The following is a 19,965-nucleotide window of genomic DNA, read 5'->3' on the forward strand; positions in this document are numbered from 1 at the left end:
GGTGTCATTATGGAATTCCCGATATTCGAGGAGTTGCTCAAAAAACTGGGCATTGATTTTGAAGTAATAAAATCACGGGAGCATAAAGACATCGGTTCACCTTTCAGAAAGATGGGAGATGATGAAAAAAGACTGCTGCACGAGCTCGTAATGGATGTCTACGATCAATTCATCCAGGCGACAGTGGAAGAACGCAATCTTCCCGAGGACAGTGTCCTTAAATTTGCCGACGGAAGGGTAATTACTGGAAGGCAGGCTAAAGAACTCGGTTTTGTCGACACACTCGGTTCTTTTGAAGACGCGGTTAAGATCGCCGGTGATCTTGTAGGAATAGAAAAACCCCTTCTCGTCTATCCGCGGAAGAGATTGAGTTTAATAGACTTCTTCACCAAACCGGTTGAGAAGAGTCTTATTCCGAAATTGAAATTTCTCTGGCGTTGAATTATGTCTCTATCAGGAATTTTCAAATCACTCGCTGCAACTACCATCGTTCTTCTTTTTATAACCGGCTGTTCAAAACCGCCCTACAATCCCGAGCTCGCAGACTACCTGAAAGCCGAGCGGGAATTAAGAAAAAGAGTAAAGGATGCCCGGTGTCTTGAAGATTCCATCAAGGTATTACAACAGAAATATGAACTGAATTTAGAAGAAGAAATCTCCAGGCTGAACAACAATCCCGAGTTGTGGGTCGAATTGCTCACAGAGTTGAAGATTGAAGAGTAAATTCTTCGGTGTAGTCGAAGGTTTTTATCGAAGGCCCTATTCTTTTGAAGAACGTCGGGACCTCATAATTTTTTCGGCGGAGATCGGATTGAACACTTATGTTTACGGTCCGAAAGCCGATCCTTTCCACAGAAAAAAATATGACAGACTCTATCCCCGATCGCTCCGCAGGGAATTCAAAGAACTGAACAAACTCTGCAAAAAACATTCAGTGAGATTCAACTACGCGCTTTCACCGCTGACAAGACCCGATACCGGCAAAATAATCAGAAAGATAAGTTCCATGCTCGATTGCGGTATCACCGATTTCAGTCTTTTCTATGACGACATTGAAGTCTCATTGACTGAAGAGACCGCCGAGCGACAGATAGAAACCGCAAATGAACTGCTTAACTTTCTTGAATCAAAGATCTCCGAACCACAATTATTCTTCTGCCCCACCCAGTATCGGGGTTTCAAAAAAACCGAGTATATTTCAACCATCGCCAGAAAACTTCATCCCCGAATTCATATATTCTGGACCGGTAAAAAAGTCGTAGCAAAACGGATAACCGCGAAAGATATCAACAGAATTACAGAAATAATCGGACGGCCGCCGTTGATCTGGGACAACATCTTTGCAAACGATTATATTCCGGGAACCATTTTGAGGTTTCCTTATCGCTACCGTGAATCGGAGATCGTAAAGCGGGTGGACGGTATCCTTATCAATCCGATGAATCAGTATCAAGAGTCAAAACCTTTACTCTACACTGCGGCGAAGTTCTTTCACAACCCTTTTAATTATGTCCCCACTAAAGCATGGAAAGAAGCGAAAAAATTATTCTCTTTAAAAGAGTAAAGGATTTCTATATCTTTGCAGAGACGGTCTTGATTTATCTGTGATCGTGGTTATACTAAAAAAAGGAGGTATAATGTCGTTTTTATTACTTTTTACGTTATGTGTAAATCCTTTTTATGAAGCAAACTTCACTTCTTTGCCGATGAGGTCGATAAGCGTCTTCTCAAATCCAGCAGGTCTGGGTTTTCAACGCGGTGCCGAGATAGTCATTAATTATGAATACAACCCTGATGCGCCGGACGCATTGATGTCAGCGTCAGCACTGGGAAATGTCGGATTCGGATGGAAAAAAATCGATAGCCTGAACTATTATGAAGCGGGTCTCGGTTATAAACTGCCCGGCGCATTTTCAATGGGATATGCATTTCAATTCGGTGAAGACTCCAAACACATCGTCGGTCTGATAGGACACGTCAGTGAGAAGCTGAGTCTTGGTTTTAAAACCGCACTCGGCGGCGATGAACACATGCTCGGCGGGATCAGTATAAGGCCTTTCAAGGAATATGTCACTCTGAGCGGAGATGTTGAATTCGAAGCCCTGGATACCATCTTCAATTATTTCTACGGTTGTTTACTTCAACCGATAGACGGTGTGAAACTCCACTTTTACGCCGATCAGGACTTTAACTGGAAAACCGGGCTGGAGTTGTCTTTTGGCAAAACAAAAATAGCCGGTTCGTATTCACATCCTGACAAGAAAATCAGTGGGGGGATTCTCTTCTCAGCACAGTCATACAAAACTTTCATACCGCAGAAGAATATAGTGACCGAACTCAGCTTAGAAGATGAATATCCGGAACTGCAAAAAAAGACGCTCCTCGGGATTCCGATCAGCACAAAACAGGGATTCACAAAACTACTGCTGGAATTTGAAAAAATCGGAAAAAAGGATGAGATAAAAGTAGTGCTTGTCAAAACAAGAGGACTTTCTCTGGGTGCGGCGCAGTTCGAAGAATTGAAAGGCTGCTTTAATAAATTAAAGAAAAGAGGAAAAAAAATCATATTTTTCAGTGACAATTACAATGGTACTTTAGTATACGATCTTGCCTGCAGCGGCGATGAAATCATCCTTTCACCGCTCGGTGATATCTCAATTCCCGGTCTTGGAATACGTAAATTCTATTTAAAAAACACCCTGCAGAAACTCGGTATTGAAGCCGATATCACACATGTGGGTAAATACAAATCAGCTGCGGAAATTTTTTCCCGCGAACAAATGTCAGACGCCGACAGGGAACAACTTGAAAAGATCCTGGATGATTTCTATTATCCGATCATCACCCATATCGCCGCCGCAAGAAAAAAGACTGAAGCAGAGGTCGAAAAATTGATCAATGAAATCGCCTTTTTCAACAGTGACCAAGCAGATGAATACGGACTGGTCGATACAGTGCTTTATGAATTTGAGCTGAAGGACTATATCAATGATAAATACGGTAAAATGGCGCTGGTTGATTTCGAAGAGGTTGTAAATGAAAAGGTCGTCCGATCACCCTGGGAAAAGAGAAAAGATAAGATCGCCGTTGTGATCGCGGAAGGCAGTATTGTTGCTGGTGAAGGCAAACCCGGTCTGTTTCAATCGACATTGATCGGCGGTAAGAGATATGCTGAAATCTTCAAACAGATAAAAGACGATAAAAGCATCAAGGCGGTCGTCTTCAGAATCAATTCCGGCGGCGGAGACGCCTTTGCCTCTGAACAGATTGCGTATGCGCTGAAACAATGTGCTAAAGAAAAGCCCGTGATCGTTTCAATGGGAGACGTCGCCGGTTCAGGTGGTTATTACATCGCCTGCCTCGCCGATAAGATCTTCGCCGACGACCGAACCATCACCGGGTCAATCGGAGTACTCGGTGTCAACTTCGTGACAAAAGGCCTTTACGATAAACTGGGGATATCCTGGGATTACATCAAAAGGGGTAAACACAGTGATAAAAACTGGGGACTGCGCCATCTTACTGAAGAAGAAGCCGCACAGGCGAAAAAAAATGTCGAATGGTGGTATGATAAATTCACCAGACGGGTCGCAGAAGGTCGCAACATGCGTCAGTCAAAAGTAGACAGCCTGGGCCAGGGCAGAGTCTATTCCGGTAAATACGCCGAAGAACTCGGACTTATCGACGAAACAGGCGGGTTTTTGGAAGCATTGAACGCCGCCAAAGAATATGCCCACATCACGGGAGACGTCGAACTGCTGGTATATCATCCAGGAGATACGGGTTTTTCATTCACCCTCAGCGCCAATATGATAAGCCGGTGTCTTTATATTATGCCCGAGATTGAAATAAAGTAAATCTATTCAATCACGATTATCTTTATAGAACCATCTGCTGTTTTGTTGAGCTTCAGAAAATAGACACCGGGCTCAAGAGCCAATCTTGCACCGGGTGCCGACACCTTTTTGACGCGTTGTCCCAGAATATTGTAGACAGTAATCGGATAAAATCTCTGCTCACTTACCAAAGAAATAAAGGTGATTGAAGCGGAAAGGGGATTTGTGAACCGACAGGGTGGACAGATATTCGATCTCTCTTCGCTGATTCCTACCGGTGGATTCGGTTCTCCCGGTGTATAGACCGTGTAATCATGGAAATCAGCGGAGTTGTCATCGGTGTCATAACCGTCGGGATAGCGGCCAAGACAGTGATTGTACGGTACATCCGATGCAGGCAGCCACTCGCCGGTGAAGACCCAGCCGTCGAGTGTTCCGTAACCGAGGGCATCGATTGTGATACTATTGAACCTCAATTCAAGATTATCCGGACCGTTCTGTAAATCCGCATCAGAGGTGACCAGGTCGTGGTTTGAAACCGTGGAGTCCTGTCCGATTACAAAAAAGCCGTCGGCAGGGATCGAACAACCACTCAGGTCGATGTCGACATATTCACTTCCGTTGTAACCGTTTACACCGACCAGGCTGAAACCGTCGAGATTCAAACCTCCTGTTCCATAAAGTTCAATGTAGCATGCTGAATCACCGCCTTCAGTATCGTAGAGAACCTCATTGATGTACACTCCGATTTCACCGACGAAAAAAGTATGCGTATCGCTTATCGCATCAAGTCCGTCGTCATCAATGAAACGCAGATAATAAAAGATTGTATCACCCTGGCTCTGAGCCGGAATCTGAAATTTGAATGTGTCGCCGGTTACCGAGGTGTGGGACATCGCGATGGGACTGCTCAGACCGTTGACACCGTAAAAGAGGGTGTCGGCGGTGATGGTGCCGTCATCAGTTACATAGGCGTAAACGTCGATCAGTACGCCGGCGTCGGGGTTTGTCGGTGTATGCCAGGTTCGAATAATCACCGGCGGTTGTGTCGAAGGAGCTTCAAAGACTGCATCGTCAATATAGAAGATCGCATCACCGTCCCATTGTGTGGCGACGTCGTAGGCACGTATCACCACAAGCGCGGATTCGGCGTCGGACGGAGACGTCACGGTGAAGATCAACTGCTGCCACTCAGTGGAATCAACACTGTAATCCGTTCCCCAGCTGGATCCTGAAGGATACCAGTATATCCCCTGGCGCACCCTGCCGGCGGGATCGTTGTCATATATCCAGATACTGAAGTTATACTGGATATTCGGCTGGACTGCAAAATATCCCTGAGAGAAATCCGCCGAGGTCTGAGTCTGGGTGATCAAACTGTCTTTTACACTGAGATTTCCACTGTGGACGATTACATCTTCCTGGAAGATGTAGATACTGTCGTCTTTTTGCCAGTAGTCAGGCATACCCGATGTCCACGTCTCAAACCCCGGATTCTGCAGAAGATTCTGTGCAAAACTACAGGTAAAGATAAACACTAAAACCACCAAAGTCTTCACGTAACCTCCTTCTTTGTTGAATGACAAAACCTGATTCAGTCAACTAAAGATATTTTTTAAGCGTCTTGAAACGAACCGGCGACATTATTTTTTCCAAAGAAAGGACCTGGACAAGCCGGCCGTCGACCTGAACAAGTCCTTCGAAACAACCCATCGGCTTGACGAGCTCGGGAAACGGCAGAAGGGTCTCGCTCTTTATAATACCCAGCACCTTGGTGACCTTGAAACCGATATATGTCTCTCTTATCTCCGAGAGTATCACTTCAAATACATCCTCGGTGTCGAGTTTGAGAATCTTCGGTAGATCATATAAAGGAATCTTCCTGTCGCGCAACCGGAAAAATCCAACAAGATTTCTCGGAATCTTCTTTTCCTGCAGAACGCTTTTGGGTCTGACGATTTCTTTCACCTCTTTAATAGGAACGGCAAAGTTTATGTTGTTTATCAGGAATTCAAGATAGTAATTCATTTTTTGATCTTCTTCAGCAACTCATCGAGTTTCAAGGCGAAAGAAGCAAGAAGCTGGGCAGTGGATGTAAATTCCTGCATCGACGCGGTCTGCTCTTCGACCGCCGCCGAAACCCCTTCAGTAGCGGTGGCTGTACCGGCTGCAACCTGAGCTATCTGTTCAACCTGTTTCACCAATTCTTTCGTATTGCCCGCCTGATTAACCGCCGCCTCATTGATGCGGGTGATCATATCGGTGATTAAATCAACCGCCTTCACTATTCCGGTGAACTGTTCATCGGTCTTTATCGCCAGTTCCTTGGACTCCACCATCTTTTTTCGCTCTGATGTCAACAAGGTGCTCAATTCCTCTATGGTTCCGTTGATTTCGGAGATGAGATTTTCTACAATTGAAGACGAACGTTGCGTTTCGGTCGCCAGATTCCTTATTTCATCCGCGACGACAGCGAAACCTCTGCCCTGTTCACCTACGCGTGCCGCTTCTATCGCGGCGTTCAGGGCAAGCAGGTCTGTCTGCTCTGTAATGCTGCTGATTATATCCAGTATCTTTTTGATCTCTGTAGCCTGGTCGCGGAGTTCGGACATCTTATCTTCGATGAATTTCGTCTGTTTGACGATCTCTTTTGATATCTCCGCCTCCTTCTTGGAAAACTCCATACCCTGTTGGGCAGAACTGGTGGTTCTCCGCGAAGAGACCGACGCCATCTTGACCTGAGAAGAGATTGAAGCGGTCAGATTGTTCAACTCCTCGATGGAACGGGCGATTGAAGTAATGGCTGTGGACTGTTCCTGGGCTCCTTTGGATATCTGCTGGATCGTCGAGCTGACCTCCTGGAGCGAAGCGTTCATCTGTTCTGAGACCGAAGATAGATCTTCAGAAGAAGTTTTTATCTCACTTCCCATATCCTTTACAGACGCAAAGGACTCTTTTATACGTACGAAAAAATCACCGACGGTATCGCCGAGTTCTTTTATCAACGGCGTTTTGACGGACGGCAGCTTATCCATCTCTTCCCACTTATCGAGCCCCTCTTTTATTTCCTGTACCGCCTTTTTCAGAGGATATGACAGAACCAATCCCACAAGAAGCGAAACGGCAAGCATCACGAACACAAAGAGGACGACTTTACCAATCACCAAGGGTATAAACAAGAACACGGGATATACCGAGCAGAGAAAAAATGTAACGGCGATTTCAAAGAAAAAATCAAATCCTTCCTCTTTATACCCTTCCGGGACTATGATATAGATGAAGTGATACAATAAGACTGCACCGAGCCCCGCCGTGATTATCCCGAAAATGAATATCCACAAAAAATTTACAGAGCTCAAACCGCCGAAGAGTGCGGCTAAGACGGCGGAGACGCTGACCCCTGCAAAATACTGTACACAATATCTTTTGAGTTTTGAATCCCGTTCGATGAATCCGCTGTAGAGCAGCGTAGCAAAAGAAAAAAGGATGTAATAAACACTGATATCCAGCCAGTGCCCTATCCTTCTGGCGAGTAAATACATAAGTAGTATTTGTAATATCAAACCAAATATTGAAATCTGGATTCTATATCTTTTCATTATTTCTCCTCCAATCCGGAAAGGGAATCTATCATCTCTTTCGCTTTTAAAATACCTATAAAATTGTCTTCGAGCCAGAATATCCCTTCTAAAAATTTCGCTTCCTCTGCGGTGTAACAATCCGGCAAGGGATGGACTCTTCCCTTTTCAGCCGGCACTATCTCAATGTCTGAATCCGTAATAAAACCCGTGTTCGAAGTTCCTGTGCTGACGATCAAACAGGTCTTCATTTCGGTTTCAACCTCTTCTTCTTTCAACAACTTCTGTAAGTCGACAACCGGCACGGTTGCCCCCTTCAATTTTATAACCCCGACAAAAGGTTCTGGAAGATGTGACACCTCGATGATATTAAAGGTATAAAGAGTCTCAAGCACCAGAACAAGATCAAAACAGAACCGCTCTCTACCGACGGAGAATACCGCAAAACTTCTTTCATCAGAAGGCGGTTTTTTTATGAAAGGTACCGTCTTTTCAACAACTTGCTTGCGCAGCGTACTCTTTTTCCTCTTTTTTCTTACGGGTTTACGTGACGCTGACTTGGTTTTCATATCTAATTATCTCGAGATTTTAATGTTTGTCAATAGCGTATTGCACTAACTCCGCTCCTCCCCGTCATTCTTCCAGCACAGCTCCCTTCCCCCATCCTCCGTTTCTCCTCTTTCTCCCTTGTCATTCTGAGCGAAGCGAAGAATCTCCCTTTACTAACGCTCCCAACGTCCTGTTCCTTTCCAAATCCGAATTCCGAAATCCGAAATGCCTTTATTCTCCGTTTCTCCCTTTCCCCGTTTCTCCCGCTCTCCGTCTCTCCCATTCTCCCTTCCCCCTCCGCCCTACGCAGAGCGTTGACATTTATGCTTTTATGGATAAGATTATGTTAAAAGGAGTCAAATGAAAATGAAGATATTACCCATAGCAATGTGTGCCGTCTGCCTTCTGACGTACGGCATCGATATGGAAAAAATAATCGACAAAACAGTCGAGAAATATGAAAATCTCAACAGTTTCTATGCGGAATTTCAGCAGACACTCTGTGATGAATCAAGCGGAATGTGTATGAGTTATGAAGGAAAGATATATTACCTCAAACCCAATTTTTTCCGTCTGGAAATGGATGATCCGAAACAGATATATGTAGGCGACAGTGTCTCTCTCTGGATATACATACCGTCGAAGAAAAAGGCGATACGACAGAGTCTCGGCGAAGTTCCTTTCCACATAAATCCAGATATGTTTTTGAAAAACTACAAAGAAAGATTCAACGCGGAATTGACCGGTGAAGAAGGCGATTACGTGTATATCACCTTGACACCTAAGAAGCAGACTGAAATCTACAACAACATAGTTATAAAGATACATAAAGATAAATTTGAGATCGCCGGGATCAATGTAACGGATGCCGCTGGGCAGGAGAATAAATTCGATTTTGAAAAAATCGAGATGAACAAGAAGCTTTCAAAAGAACTGTTTCATTTCGCACCACCGGAAGGTACCAAGATAGATGAATACTGATTTCTTAATGGATGACAGATGCTTCGCATGCGGCGCTGCAAACAGCAACGGGCTTCAATTACAGATAGAAGAAACCGCAGACGGTGTAAGAGCGGTGATAAGACCGCCCAAATGGTCTCAGGGTTATAAAGAAATGGTCCACGGCGGAATCATATCGACGATCCTCGATGAAATGACGGTGTGGGCGGCGTTTAAAAAGGGCCATCGATGTGTCACTGCTGAATTGACTGTACGGATAAAAAAAGCGATGAAGGTAGCTGAAGAATATCTCGCAACCGGAAGAGTGTTGAGAATAAAACACAGATTAGTGGAAGCCGAATCAGAAATAACAGACAGAGATAATGAAACCGTCGCCTTTGCCCGCGCCAAATTGATAAAGATTCAATGATTACATCTTAATCAGTATGAGGGTGAACTTAATCTCCTTGGGGTGTCCCAAGGCACTCGTTGATTCAGAAAAGATACTCGGCGCCCTCGGAGCATCCGGTATCTGTATAACCACCTCCATAACCGACAGCGATATCATAATCCTAAATACCTGCGGTTTTATCGAACCGGCGCTGCGGGAAACCGAAGCAGAGATCGAAACGCTCTCAAAATATGTGAAGGAAACCGGCAAAAGGCTCTATGTATTCGGGTGTGCCGTGAACCGATTTAAACAAAGACTGAAAGATAAGTATCCTCAGGTAACGAAGTGGTTCACCCTTGAACAGACCAGAGAGCTTATTCGGACAATAAAGGCTGAAGCTGCTGATATCGAAAGCAGGCTGCTGTCCACAAAAGGATATGCCTATCTGAAGATCGCGGACGGCTGTTCAAATTACTGCAGCTACTGCACCATTCCTTTTATCAAAGGTGAATACAGAAGCGTCGAGATGAAGAGTCTGACGGCTGAGGCGGTTGAACTGACAAAACTCGGAGCCAAAGAGATAATACTCATCGCTCAGGACACCACTGCCTATGGTATTGATATCTATAAAAAACCCATGCTCGTACCGCTCATCAAAAACCTGACTGAAATCCGTGACATCGAATGGATAAGGATTATGTACGCTCACCCGAAGACCATTTCTGAAGAGATGATTTCCGAGATTATGGCCAATGACAAGGTTTGCAAATATATCGACCTGCCGATTCAGCACATCAATGACCGAATCCTCCGTCTTATGAACCGCGGTGTTGAACGACACCGCATCGAAGAGGTGATCCACCGTCTTATGAATATTAAAGGAATTTCTATAAGAACGACCGTAATCGTCGGTTTTCCGACTGAAACAAACGATGAATTTGAAGAACTCCTCGATTTTCTCAAGGCAGTGGAATTTGACTGGATCGGCGTATTTCCTTATTTCAAGGAGCCGGGCACAAAGGCTGCGGCTCTGCCCCAGGTGCCGGATGAATTGATTAACCAGCGGTTTGAAACACTAATCGCCCTTCAAAAAGAGAAGATGACAACGCGAAACCGAAAGATGCTCGGAACTGTTCAGAAAACCATAATCCACCGACGCAACGGAGATTTCATCGGACACTGCCGGTCGTCAGCGCCGGATATCGACAGCAACATCGTAATCAAATCATCAGAACTGGAACTGGGCGGCATTTATGACATAAAAATCACCGGCATGGATGAATATGACCTGCACGGCGTTGCGGTTAAACAAAGAGGTGTGGATTTAAAGGCAGATAGAAAATGAAACCGAAATTTTTCTATATATCAGTCATCCCCTTTTTACTCTTTACGGGAATACTCCACTCCCTTGAGTTTCCTCTTGAATTCCACGGCCGGGCATGGCTGGGGAAATATCTGAACAGCGATACGATCCGCTATAATATGGATGCCTCGATTCAACTCTATTGCACTGTAATTCAACACAAAAATCTATCAATGTACCTTCAGTATCGGGATGACCTTGATATGGCGAAACAGACAGGAGGCGTCTCCCTTGACCCGAGATATGCGCATTATTATATTATAAGCGGATTTGATTATTCACTGACAGACTACTTCTTCTCTTTCGACTTCACACACGATTGTATTCACGACATCGATTATGAAGTAGAAGGAACACCCGTGTTCAACTGTTTTCGACTCCAGTTTGCAAATATGGATTTTCATCAACGCAACCGCAGGTTCACCGCCCGAAGATTCCTCTGGGGTATCGGACTCGGATTCTACCCGCACTGGCAATATCACGGCTGGGACATCAATGCCGGAGCCGATTATAAATATGACGTGACGATTGAAACACTCTTTAAAATATTCAAAAAGACCGATTGGGGGATCAATATAGTCCCCAGATTTAAAATCATAAAGGGAGATTCGATATACTACCACGAACATCTCATCCAGTTTCATACATACTACACAAACGGCACAAGCCGCATCGGACTGGAATTATCTTATAATATATGGAATAACAACCCAATAAAGGCACCGGATAAGTTATGGCTGTTAGCTATATATGTAGGCTTTTAGCGGGTTTCCTTCTTTTTTACAATGCGGAAACCGGCTATGAACTGTTCAGCATAGGTTGCCAGCTGGAGCTGGACGGCAAGATTGAAGAGGCACTCGTTTATTATGAAAGAGCAAGACGTCTGTCACCCGACTCACCGGAGATCTATACGGTCATTGCGAATGCCTTATTCAAAATAAGAGAGTTCGACCAGGGGATAAAATATTGTAAGGAAGGACTTCGGATCGCACCGGATAACGACGACCTGTACTACACCCTTGCCATCGGCTACATCGGAAAAGGAGATTTGAAATCAGCCGTCGTCATCTATGAACGGCTGCTGGAGAAATCACCGCAAGACATTGAACTCTACAACAGTCTTTCAATATTATACGAAGCGACAGGAGAGTTCAAGAAGGCGAGCGGGATTCTCTTGAATATGCCGGACACCCTGAAAAATTCCGATATATTCGTCAGACTGGGCGCTCTTGCCGGCAAAGAAAACGACCATACAACCGCACTCACTTATTATCGCCGGGCGTTCACTATGGATACCACCAATGTTACGGCGCTCGTCGGGCTCGGAACCGGCTACGACTTATTGAATGTCAAAGATTCGGCTATCTATTACTATGAAAAGTCGCTGATCGAAGACTCATTGCTTCTCACCGTCGGTAAACGGCTTGTTGAACTCTATTCTGATACTGAACAATACCGCGATCTGATAAAGATCGCCGGAAAGATTCTCGAACGTGAATATAAGAACGGATATATACGAAGAAGTCTTGGATTTTCACTATATAAAATGGGGATGTTTAAAGAAGCACTCCAGGAATTTCTCCTTGCTTCCCGCCTTGATCCTGACGATACATATTCAAAGTTCTACATAGGAAGGATATACCTTGAAGACGGTGATTATGAAGCCGCGGTAAAAGAAATAGAGGATGCACTGAAAGTGAATCCGGATTTTATTGAATTGTGGATATATCTCGGCTTTATCGCGATCGACATAAAAGATTTCAAAACCGCGCGCCATGCCTTCACCGAAGCCGCTCATCGCGGTGGAGATTTAATCCAGGTCTACTATCTCCTCGGAGTTGTATCAGAGATGGAAAGGCGGTATACAGACGCCTATTACAACTACAAAAAGGCATTGAAGTACAACCCCGACGACCTCTCCAGCCTTGAGGCGCTGGCGAATCTGTGCGAGCGGCTCGGCAGAAAAGACGAAGCATTCAGAACATTCCACAAGATAATAGAAATCGATACGACCAACGCCGTCGCCCTCAATTATGTCGGTTATACCCTTGCCGAACAGAACGACAGTCTGGAATACGCCCTTGAATTGATCAACAGAGCCCTTGTCCTGGAAGGCGACAACGCCTATTATCTCGACTCCCGCGGCTGGGTTTTTTATCAAATGGGCAGATATGAAGCCGCACTGGAAGAGTTGAAAAAGGCAGCTCAACTTGCTGAGGATGCGATAATCTTTGAACACCTCGGCGACATCTATATGAAGCTGAATGACCCCACGAATGCGGCGGCGGCATATCAACGGGCATTGGAACAGGATCCTCAAAATCAAAAAATCCGGAAAAAGCTCGAGCAACTCAACAAATAGTCCTTTATGAAGACCGCCGGTATTATCGGAGGAATGGGACCTCAGGCGACGATCGACTTTCTGAACAAAGTCGTTTCTTTGACCAAGGCGGGAAAAGATCAGGAACACATCAAACTCATAATATATATGAATCCCACAATACCGGACCGCTCCAGGGCACTCCTCGAGAACGGAGAAAATCCTGAATCAGCGCTCATAACTTCAGCACGCTTACTTGAAAAAGCCGGTGCGGATTTCCTCGCCGTCCCCTGTGTCACGGCCCATTACTGGATAGCGAAAATCAGGAATTCAATCAAGATACCGGTACTGGACATTATTGAAATCACTTTAAAAAAGATAAAGGAGTCTTCAGCGGTTAAAAAAGTGGGTATCCTCGCGACCACGGGTACGCTCAGGACACACCTCTTCGAAAAGAGGTTTGAGCCCGAGGGCTATAGAATCATTGTTCCGGATGCAAAAACACAAGAGCAGACCGTGATGAGAATCATCTATGCGATAAAAAAAGGAGAACAGCCCGGGATTTTCAAAGCGAAATTATTGCAGGTCTGTGAAACGCTCATCTCCTGCGGTGTAGAGGTGATAATCGCCGCCTGTACTGAAATCCCCCTGATAATGGATTTGAATGATCTTCCAATTCCTTTTGTGGACGTAAATCACCTCCTGGCAAAAGCCGTCGTCGAGGCGGCGGAGCAATAATTTCTACGACGGGAACAGACCATCGGATTTACACACTTTACTATCAGGAAAGAGGGATTGTCTAATTAACGAGGGTAATTCTACGAAATGCTTGACAGAATTACAATTCTGGATAAAATAGGATAAATCAAGGAGGATTATTGCAAGAAAGATTTACGGAAAGACTGAGAAAAATCGTGCATCTCGCCCGTGACGAGGCGCATAAATTTAAACAGAATTTTATCGGCACCGAGCATCTGCTTCTGGCTTTAATCAAAGAAGGTGAAGGTGTCGGTGCAATGGTTTTGATAAATCTCGGGCTTGAATTGAATGAACTGCGTAAAAGCATTGAAAACTCGATCACTTTCGGCAGCGGCGGTAAGATAGACGTCCCCCTCAGTAATGAAGCAAGGCTCTGCCTGAACTATGCAATGGAAGAAGCAAAAAACTTCGGCCATTCATACGTCGGCACCGAGCATCTGCTCCTCGGCATCATAAAAACCCAGGGCAGCCTCGGCGCCCAGATCCTTGATTCGGTAGGAATGGACTATGAGACCGTCAAGAACGAAATTATTCAATTGCTGAGACCTGAGGGAGTCATGACCGGCAAGACCAAAGGAAAACACCGTGGTTCGGCTTTAGACCTCTTTTCGCGCGACCTTACCCAACTCGCCCGCGATGAAAAATTGGATCCGATTATCGGACGGGAAAAAGAGATCGAAAGGGTCATACAGGTCCTGTCACGCCGCAAAAAGAACAATCCCGTACTTGTCGGAGAGGCAGGCGTGGGTAAAACCGCCATTGTTGAAGGGCTCGCTCAGGATATCGTCGCCGAGAATGTTCCGGATTCATTGAAGAACAAGAGGGTCGTCGCGCTCGACATGGCGTCGATCGTCGCCGGTACCAAATACCGCGGTCAGTTCGAAGAACGTCTGAAAGCGGTCATCAACGAAGTGAAGAAGAATCAAAACATAATCATCTTCATCGACGAACTCCACACAATCGTCGGTGCCGGTGCAGCAGAAGGAGCGATCGACGCATCCAATATGCTGAAACCCGCTCTTGCAAGGGGTGAACTGCAGTGCGTCGGCGCCACCACCCTTGAGGACTATCGGAGATACATAGAAAAGAACGGCGCCCTTGAACGTAGATTTCAACCGATCATCGTCAACCCGCCTACGGTCAAAGAAACAATAAATATTCTTCAGGGGTTGAAAAAGAAGTATGAAGACCACCACAATGTTACTTATACTGATGAATCACTTGAAGCGGCGGCTCGGTTATCTGATCGATACATAACCGACCGATTCATGCCCGACAAAGCGATCGACGTGATCGACGAGGCAGGCGCGAAAGTGAAACTTTCCAAGATCGTCACGAACGATGAAGAACGTGAACTGGAAGAACAGCTCAATGCAATCAGAGAGCAGAAAGAGAAGATGGTAGCGGAACAGAGATTTGAAGAAGCGGCGCGTTTAAGAGATGAACAGAAAAAGCTCACCCAGAAGTTGAAAGAGCTCAAAAAAGGAACGACCAAACTCCGACCCACGGTTCTTGAAGAGGATATCGCTTTCGTCGTATCAAGATGGACGGGTATCCCGGTGTCGAAGATCGAAGAGAAAGAGTCGAAAAGGCTGCTCAGGATGGAAGATGAACTGCGCAAAAAAATCGTTGGGCAGGATGAAGCCATCAGCGCCATCGCCAAAGCAGTAAGAAGAAGTCGGGCAGGAGTTAAAGACCCGCGGCGTCCGATCGGTTCTTTCATCTTTCTCGGTCCGACCGGCGTGGGCAAAACAGAACTTGCAAGGCGCCTCGCTGAATTTTTATTCGGAGACACAAATTCATTGATAAATCTTGATATGTCCGAATATATGGAAAAGTTCAATGTCTCCAGGCTTATCGGCGCTCCGCCCGGATACGTGGGATATGAGGAAGGCGGTCAATTAACGGAAAAAGTAAAAAGAAAACCTTACTCGGTCGTGCTCTTTGATGAAATCGAAAAAGCCCATCCTGATGTCTTTAATATTCTCCTGCAGATCCTCGAGGATGGCCAGCTGACAGATTCTTACGGCAGAAAGGTCGATTTTAAAAACACCGTGATTATAATGACCTCCAATGTCGGGACCGCGGACATCAAACGGAGCGACGGTCTCGGTTTCACGAAAGCATCGGCTGACCTCTCATACGAAAAGATGAAGACTAAATTGTTGGAGCAGGTGAAAAAACTCTTTTCACCGGAATTTTTGAACAGAATCGACGAGATCATCGTCTTCAGACAGCTCACCAAAGAAGATATGAAGAAAATCGTCGATATACTCATCAATGAAGTGGAAGAGAGACTGCAGGAAAGAAATATGGTCCTGGAACTCGATGAAACAAGTAAAGAATTATTGGTGGAAGAAGGATTTGACCCGGAATTCGGCGCCCGTCCCATCAAAAGAACGATCCGTCGATTAATCGAGGATCCGCTCTCTGAAGAAATCCTGAAGGGTAAAATAAAGGACGGAAAACGTATATGCTTGATTAGGTCCGGCGATAAAATAGCATTCAAGCAAAAGTGATTCTCCTCTTTTTTCTATTCCATTATACGATAGCCGACGTCAATGTCGATGCCAGGTGGACCGACCCACAGCTTATCCTGGAAGCGGCGGGTCTGAAGGTCGGAGGTGATTTCAACGACGAGGACGTCCAGGAAATCATTCATAACCTCGCACGATTGAAATTGTTCAATTTCGTTTCGGTCGACACTTCGATCGTCGGCGACGGAATTTTTATAAAGATCACGGTGGAAGAAGCGCCCTTTTTGAAAAGCCGACCGAAATTCATCGGCAACAAGAAAATAAAAGATAAAAAATTACGGGAAAGACTCGACCTGAAACCCGGGCAGGTCATTACCGATAAAACGATCTTCGACTGCAAGAGAAAAATCATCGCGCTCTATAAAGAAAACTCTTTTTATAACACCGAAGTAAGAGACAGTATGACGGTAGATTCCCTTAACAAAGCAGAACTTTTCTTCTTAATCAAAGAAGGCGGTGAACCGAGGATCGGTTCGATTGTAATCAACGGCAACAGCGCCTTTTCCGACAACAAAATAAGAAAATTGATGCAGAACAAACCCAAGGCGTTTCTCAGGGCGGGCAAACTCGATGAGGAAAAACTCGCTGAAGACATCGTGAAGATCAGGGAATTCTATAAAGAGCACGGGTACCTGGACGTAGAGGTTGAGGAACCGATAATCGAGGTCAAGGACAACAAATTCATCATTACAATAAACATCCAGGAGAACAAAAAATATTATATCGGAGACATCGGTTTTGAAGGTAATTCCGTATTCGGCACCCAGCAGCTCGAAAGACTGCTTAAATATAAAAGCGGTGAAGTCTACAACATAAAAAAAGTCAATGAGACACTGCAGAAATTCATCGAGGCGTATGCAGACGAAGGATATATCTACCTCAAGATCCTCCCCGTTGAAAACGTCCGTGATACGATAATCGACATCAAATACGTCTTTGAAGAATCGCAGCCCGCAACGATCAATCGGGTGATCATCACGGGCAACTATAATACGAGGGAAAACGTAATACGGCGCGAACTGGTGACGATCCCCGGCGACAGACTCCGTCGTTCCAATATAATTCGAAGCGCAAGAGAAATCTTCAACCTCGGCTTTTTCGAGAACGTCGAACCCAGTACAGGAACACCGGACGACAGCGGCAATATCGATTTAATCTATCACGTAACCGAAAAAGAAGGCGTTGCGACGGTCGGAGCGGGAGTTTCGTATTCAGCCCAGGATAAACTCACCGGTTACTTCGAGCTGAGCCATCCCAATCTCTTCGGCAGAGGACAACGACTCTACACGAAATTCGAGATAGGCGGCAGATTGACGAATTATCAGATCGGCTTCACTGAACCCTGGCTCTTCGACACCCGGACGAGCGCGGGAGCCGACCTTTACTATACGAACCGATTCTGGGATTATTACACAAAGAGGGATATCGGTATTGCGGGACGCCTTTCTTTTCCTTTCTATCTTGATTACACAAGATTCAATTATACCCTGCGTACGGAACGGACTCAGATACTTGACATTTCAGAATCGTATCAACCGCCCAGCAGCGGTTACAGTCTGTATGACGACACCATTCCGAAATGGACCGTGGCGAATTCATTCGCCCTTGTCAGGGATTCCCGGGACTTCATCTTTAATCCCTCAAGCGGTTCCTATTTGGTCTTAAAAACGGAAATCGCAAAGAAATTTCTGTTCGCCAATATAGATTACAACCGAATAACTTTTGAGGCGAGAGCCTATTTCCCCATCTTCTGGAAATTCGTTCTTATGGGAAGGTTGAAAGCGGGTGTCGTGACGAGTATCGATGAGGTACCTCTGTACAAAAGATTCTATGCCGGTGGTGTGGGTGAAGACGGTGTAAGGGGATATTCAGACCGTTCCCTCTCCCCCACGGTCGACGGAAGGACGGTCGGTGGTGACGCCATCTTCATCAATAATATAGAGCTCAAGATGAAACTCTCTCCAAGTGTCGCCTTTCTCTTGTTCTACGATGCCGGCAATGTCTTTGAATCATACAAAGATATGAACCTCCACAAATTATACCGCGGTATAGGCGCCGGTATCCGTGTGGAAATACCTATGATGGGGGTTCTCGGATTCGATCTCGGTTATGGTCTGGATCGGGAAAGGCCCGGTTTTGAACCCCACTTCCAGATAAATCCTTTCGGGATGTTCTGAAAAATGCAAGGAGGTGTTGTGCGAAAATATTTTTTGATTTTATTCATCCCTCTCCTGTTTTTCGGTAAAGAGGCTAAGATAGGCTTTGTCGACTCGGAACGTATCTTCAAGGAATATCAAGCGACGATCGCTGCAAAGACGGAGTTGAACGACTTCATCAAAACGTATCGGGACTCGGCGGCGGTTCTGAAACAGAATATTGAACAGCTGAAGTCAGAACTGGAAACCCAGAAGCTGGTACTCTCAGAAGAGGCGCGGTTGAGAAAACTCGATGACATAGAATCGCTCACCAGGTCCTACAACCGTTTTCTCGAAGAGGTCTTCGGTAAGGGCGGTAAGATCGAACAAAAAAACGACGAATTGATGGCGCCTCTTGTAAGAAAAATAAACGACGCCGTGGCGAAGATTTCTGAACAGGAAGGATTCGTTATGGTTCTTGATCTCTCACAGGATGTATTCTATGCAAAGAGTGAACTCGATCTCACCGATCTTGTGATCAACGAATTGAACCTCGAATACGGACCACAGAATCTGCCAGAGGGTGAACTGAAAAAAGTCATTGCAATCTTTCCTTTCCGGGAAGAGAACACCGAGGCGGCGGACGCTGATCTGGGTGAAAAATGTCAGAATGAATTGTATAAAATCATCAGCGCCTTCACTCAGACATACCGCATCATCAGTAAAACCGAAGTCCGCACCGAGATCATCAAAAGGGGTTACGGTACGAACATCGACGACAATCAGGCATACAGTATAGCACGCAGCCTGTTATGTGACTATATCGTCGTCGGGAAAGTCACGAAATTCGCAACAAAGATCGATTATACGATTTCGCTGAAGGATGTAAACAAGAACACTGAAATAGGTAAGAAAAACACAACGATCACCGAAGAGATAAAGCTGTCCGAAGAGCTCAATAATGACCTGAGGGCGTTGCTGGAAAAGATCCAGCAATAACTTAAGGTCCGCGCAGCTTTTTTACTTTTTTAATCATCTCCCTGATTTCACGATTGAATTCGTCTTCGAATATCAAATATTTCGCCCTCTGAACAGGAGTGAGGATTTCCCACATCTCTTTCATCTTTGCAAATTGTTTTTTGAATTTTTCCTTCTGAAGTTCTTCAAATCTATTCACCACCTCGGAAATCTTCTGGTCATCCGCATTGCTCATAATCAATGCCTTCAGTTCGAAAATTATATCCATCCTCTGTTTGTTGAACTCCCTCTCTATCTTCTGAAACTCATTCAACTTCGGAAAGAACTTCATCGCCTGTTCAGTCGATAAATCGAGCTCCTGGGTCAGACGATAAATCCTCACCTTCTCAATGACCGCCCTCGGGTCTTTTTCGTCGAAATGTTGTGAAAAAGAGAGCACTCCCAAACATAACAAAATAATCGCTCTGCCCATCATTCCTCCTCTTAAGTACCGATCATATATTTTTCATATAAGTTCTTGATGAATTCGGCTCTTTCGACTTCAGTAAGTTCTTCAACCGCCTCATCCAGTTCAGGAGAC

The 19,965-nt window shown here is 45.3% G+C and carries 19 protein-coding genes; 13 read left to right on the forward strand and 6 right to left on the reverse strand.

The window, feature by feature from the left end; genetic code table 11:
• The 4 genes from ENI34_03190 to sppA all read left to right on the forward strand — a co-directional run.
• The coding region (locus tag ENI34_03190; GenBank protein ID HEC78131.1) for a S49 family peptidase at positions 1-441 on the forward strand (441 nt) is incomplete at its 5' end.
• Between the two features lie 3 nt (positions 442-444).
• Positions 445-723, forward strand: coding sequence for a hypothetical protein (locus ENI34_03195; GenBank protein HEC78132.1), 279 nt, complete (start codon positions 445-447; stop codon positions 721-723).
• The gene (locus tag ENI34_03200) at positions 713-1,564 is read left to right on the forward strand and encodes a hypothetical protein (protein ID HEC78133.1); all 852 of its coding nucleotides are present in this window, start codon (positions 713-715) and stop codon (positions 1,562-1,564) included. Before ENI34_03195 ends, ENI34_03200 begins: the two co-directional genes overlap by 11 nt.
• A gap of 73 nt (positions 1,565-1,637) precedes the next feature.
• Positions 1,638-3,857: a signal peptide peptidase SppA gene (gene sppA, locus ENI34_03205; protein ID HEC78134.1), complete on the forward strand. Its 2,220-nt coding sequence runs from the start codon at positions 1,638-1,640 to the stop codon at positions 3,855-3,857.
• 2 nt (positions 3,858-3,859) lie between these two features.
• Here the strand turns inward: sppA and ENI34_03210 are convergent, their stop codons facing one another.
• The 5 genes from ENI34_03210 to ENI34_03230 are packed head-to-tail and all read right to left on the reverse strand — an operon-like array spanning position 3,860 to position 8,246.
• Complete coding sequence (locus tag ENI34_03210) at positions 3,860-5,395, reverse strand: T9SS type A sorting domain-containing protein (GenBank protein ID HEC78135.1); 1,536 nt, start codon at positions 5,393-5,395, stop codon at positions 3,860-3,862.
• Positions 5,396-5,438: 43 nt separating this feature from the next.
• Positions 5,439-5,864: a chemotaxis protein CheW gene (locus ENI34_03215; GenBank protein HEC78136.1), complete on the reverse strand. Its 426-nt coding sequence runs from the start codon at positions 5,862-5,864 to the stop codon at positions 5,439-5,441.
• On the reverse strand, positions 5,861-7,435 hold the full coding sequence (locus tag ENI34_03220) for a hypothetical protein (protein ID HEC78137.1): 1,575 nt from the start codon (positions 7,433-7,435) through the stop codon (positions 5,861-5,863). The genes ENI34_03215 and ENI34_03220 overlap by 4 nt, the downstream gene beginning before the upstream one ends.
• Positions 7,435-7,983, reverse strand: a complete 549-nt coding sequence (locus ENI34_03225) for a hypothetical protein (GenBank protein HEC78138.1) — start codon at positions 7,981-7,983, stop codon at positions 7,435-7,437. Before ENI34_03225 ends, ENI34_03220 begins: the two co-directional genes overlap by 1 nt.
• A gap of 29 nt (positions 7,984-8,012) precedes the next feature.
• A complete protein-coding gene (locus ENI34_03230; GenBank protein HEC78139.1) occupies positions 8,013-8,246 on the reverse strand; it encodes a hypothetical protein in 234 nt (77 codons plus the stop codon).
• 77 nt (positions 8,247-8,323) lie between these two features.
• Here ENI34_03230 and lolA point away from each other — a divergent pair, with 77 nt between their 5' ends.
• The 9 genes from lolA (at position 8,324) to ENI34_03275 (ending at position 19,406) form a co-directional block, all read left to right on the forward strand.
• The gene (gene lolA, locus ENI34_03235) at positions 8,324-8,944 is read left to right on the forward strand and encodes an outer membrane lipoprotein chaperone LolA (GenBank protein HEC78140.1); all 621 of its coding nucleotides are present in this window, start codon (positions 8,324-8,326) and stop codon (positions 8,942-8,944) included.
• Complete coding sequence (locus tag ENI34_03240; GenBank protein ID HEC78141.1) at positions 8,934-9,332, forward strand: PaaI family thioesterase; 399 nt, start codon at positions 8,934-8,936, stop codon at positions 9,330-9,332. Before lolA ends, ENI34_03240 begins: the two co-directional genes overlap by 11 nt.
• A gap of 16 nt (positions 9,333-9,348) precedes the next feature.
• Positions 9,349-10,638: a 30S ribosomal protein S12 methylthiotransferase RimO gene (gene rimO / locus ENI34_03245; protein HEC78142.1), complete on the forward strand. Its 1,290-nt coding sequence runs from the start codon at positions 9,349-9,351 to the stop codon at positions 10,636-10,638.
• Positions 10,635-11,420 (forward strand): hypothetical protein, encoded by a 786-nt coding sequence (locus ENI34_03250; protein ID HEC78143.1) that lies wholly within the window; start codon positions 10,635-10,637, stop codon positions 11,418-11,420. The genes rimO and ENI34_03250 overlap by 4 nt, the downstream gene beginning before the upstream one ends.
• Entirely contained in the window at positions 11,390-13,018 is a 1,629-nt protein-coding gene (locus tag ENI34_03255; protein HEC78144.1) for a tetratricopeptide repeat protein, read from the forward strand. Before ENI34_03250 ends, ENI34_03255 begins: the two co-directional genes overlap by 31 nt.
• A 6-nt stretch (positions 13,019-13,024) precedes the next feature.
• Positions 13,025-13,714, forward strand: coding sequence for an amino acid racemase (locus tag ENI34_03260; protein HEC78145.1), 690 nt, complete (start codon positions 13,025-13,027; stop codon positions 13,712-13,714).
• A gap of 140 nt (positions 13,715-13,854) precedes the next feature.
• On the forward strand, positions 13,855-16,254 hold the full coding sequence (locus ENI34_03265; GenBank protein ID HEC78146.1) for an ATP-dependent Clp protease ATP-binding subunit: 2,400 nt from the start codon (positions 13,855-13,857) through the stop codon (positions 16,252-16,254).
• On the forward strand, positions 16,239-18,449 hold the full coding sequence (bamA, locus tag ENI34_03270) for an outer membrane protein assembly factor BamA (GenBank protein ID HEC78147.1): 2,211 nt from the start codon (positions 16,239-16,241) through the stop codon (positions 18,447-18,449). The genes ENI34_03265 and bamA overlap by 16 nt, the downstream gene beginning before the upstream one ends.
• 3 nt (positions 18,450-18,452) lie before the next feature.
• Positions 18,453-19,406 (forward strand): OmpH family outer membrane protein, encoded by a 954-nt coding sequence (locus ENI34_03275; GenBank protein ID HEC78148.1) that lies wholly within the window; start codon positions 18,453-18,455, stop codon positions 19,404-19,406.
• Between the two features lies 1 nt (position 19,407).
• Here the strand turns inward: ENI34_03275 and ENI34_03280 are convergent, their stop codons facing one another.
• Complete coding sequence (locus ENI34_03280; protein ID HEC78149.1) at positions 19,408-19,857, reverse strand: hypothetical protein; 450 nt, start codon at positions 19,855-19,857, stop codon at positions 19,408-19,410.
• Positions 19,858-19,965: the final 108 nt, after the last annotated feature.

Source organism: candidate division WOR-3 bacterium, from assembly GCA_011052815.1.
Classification (GTDB): Bacteria; Hydrothermota; Tepidihabitantia; order SM23-42; family SM23-42; genus DRIG01.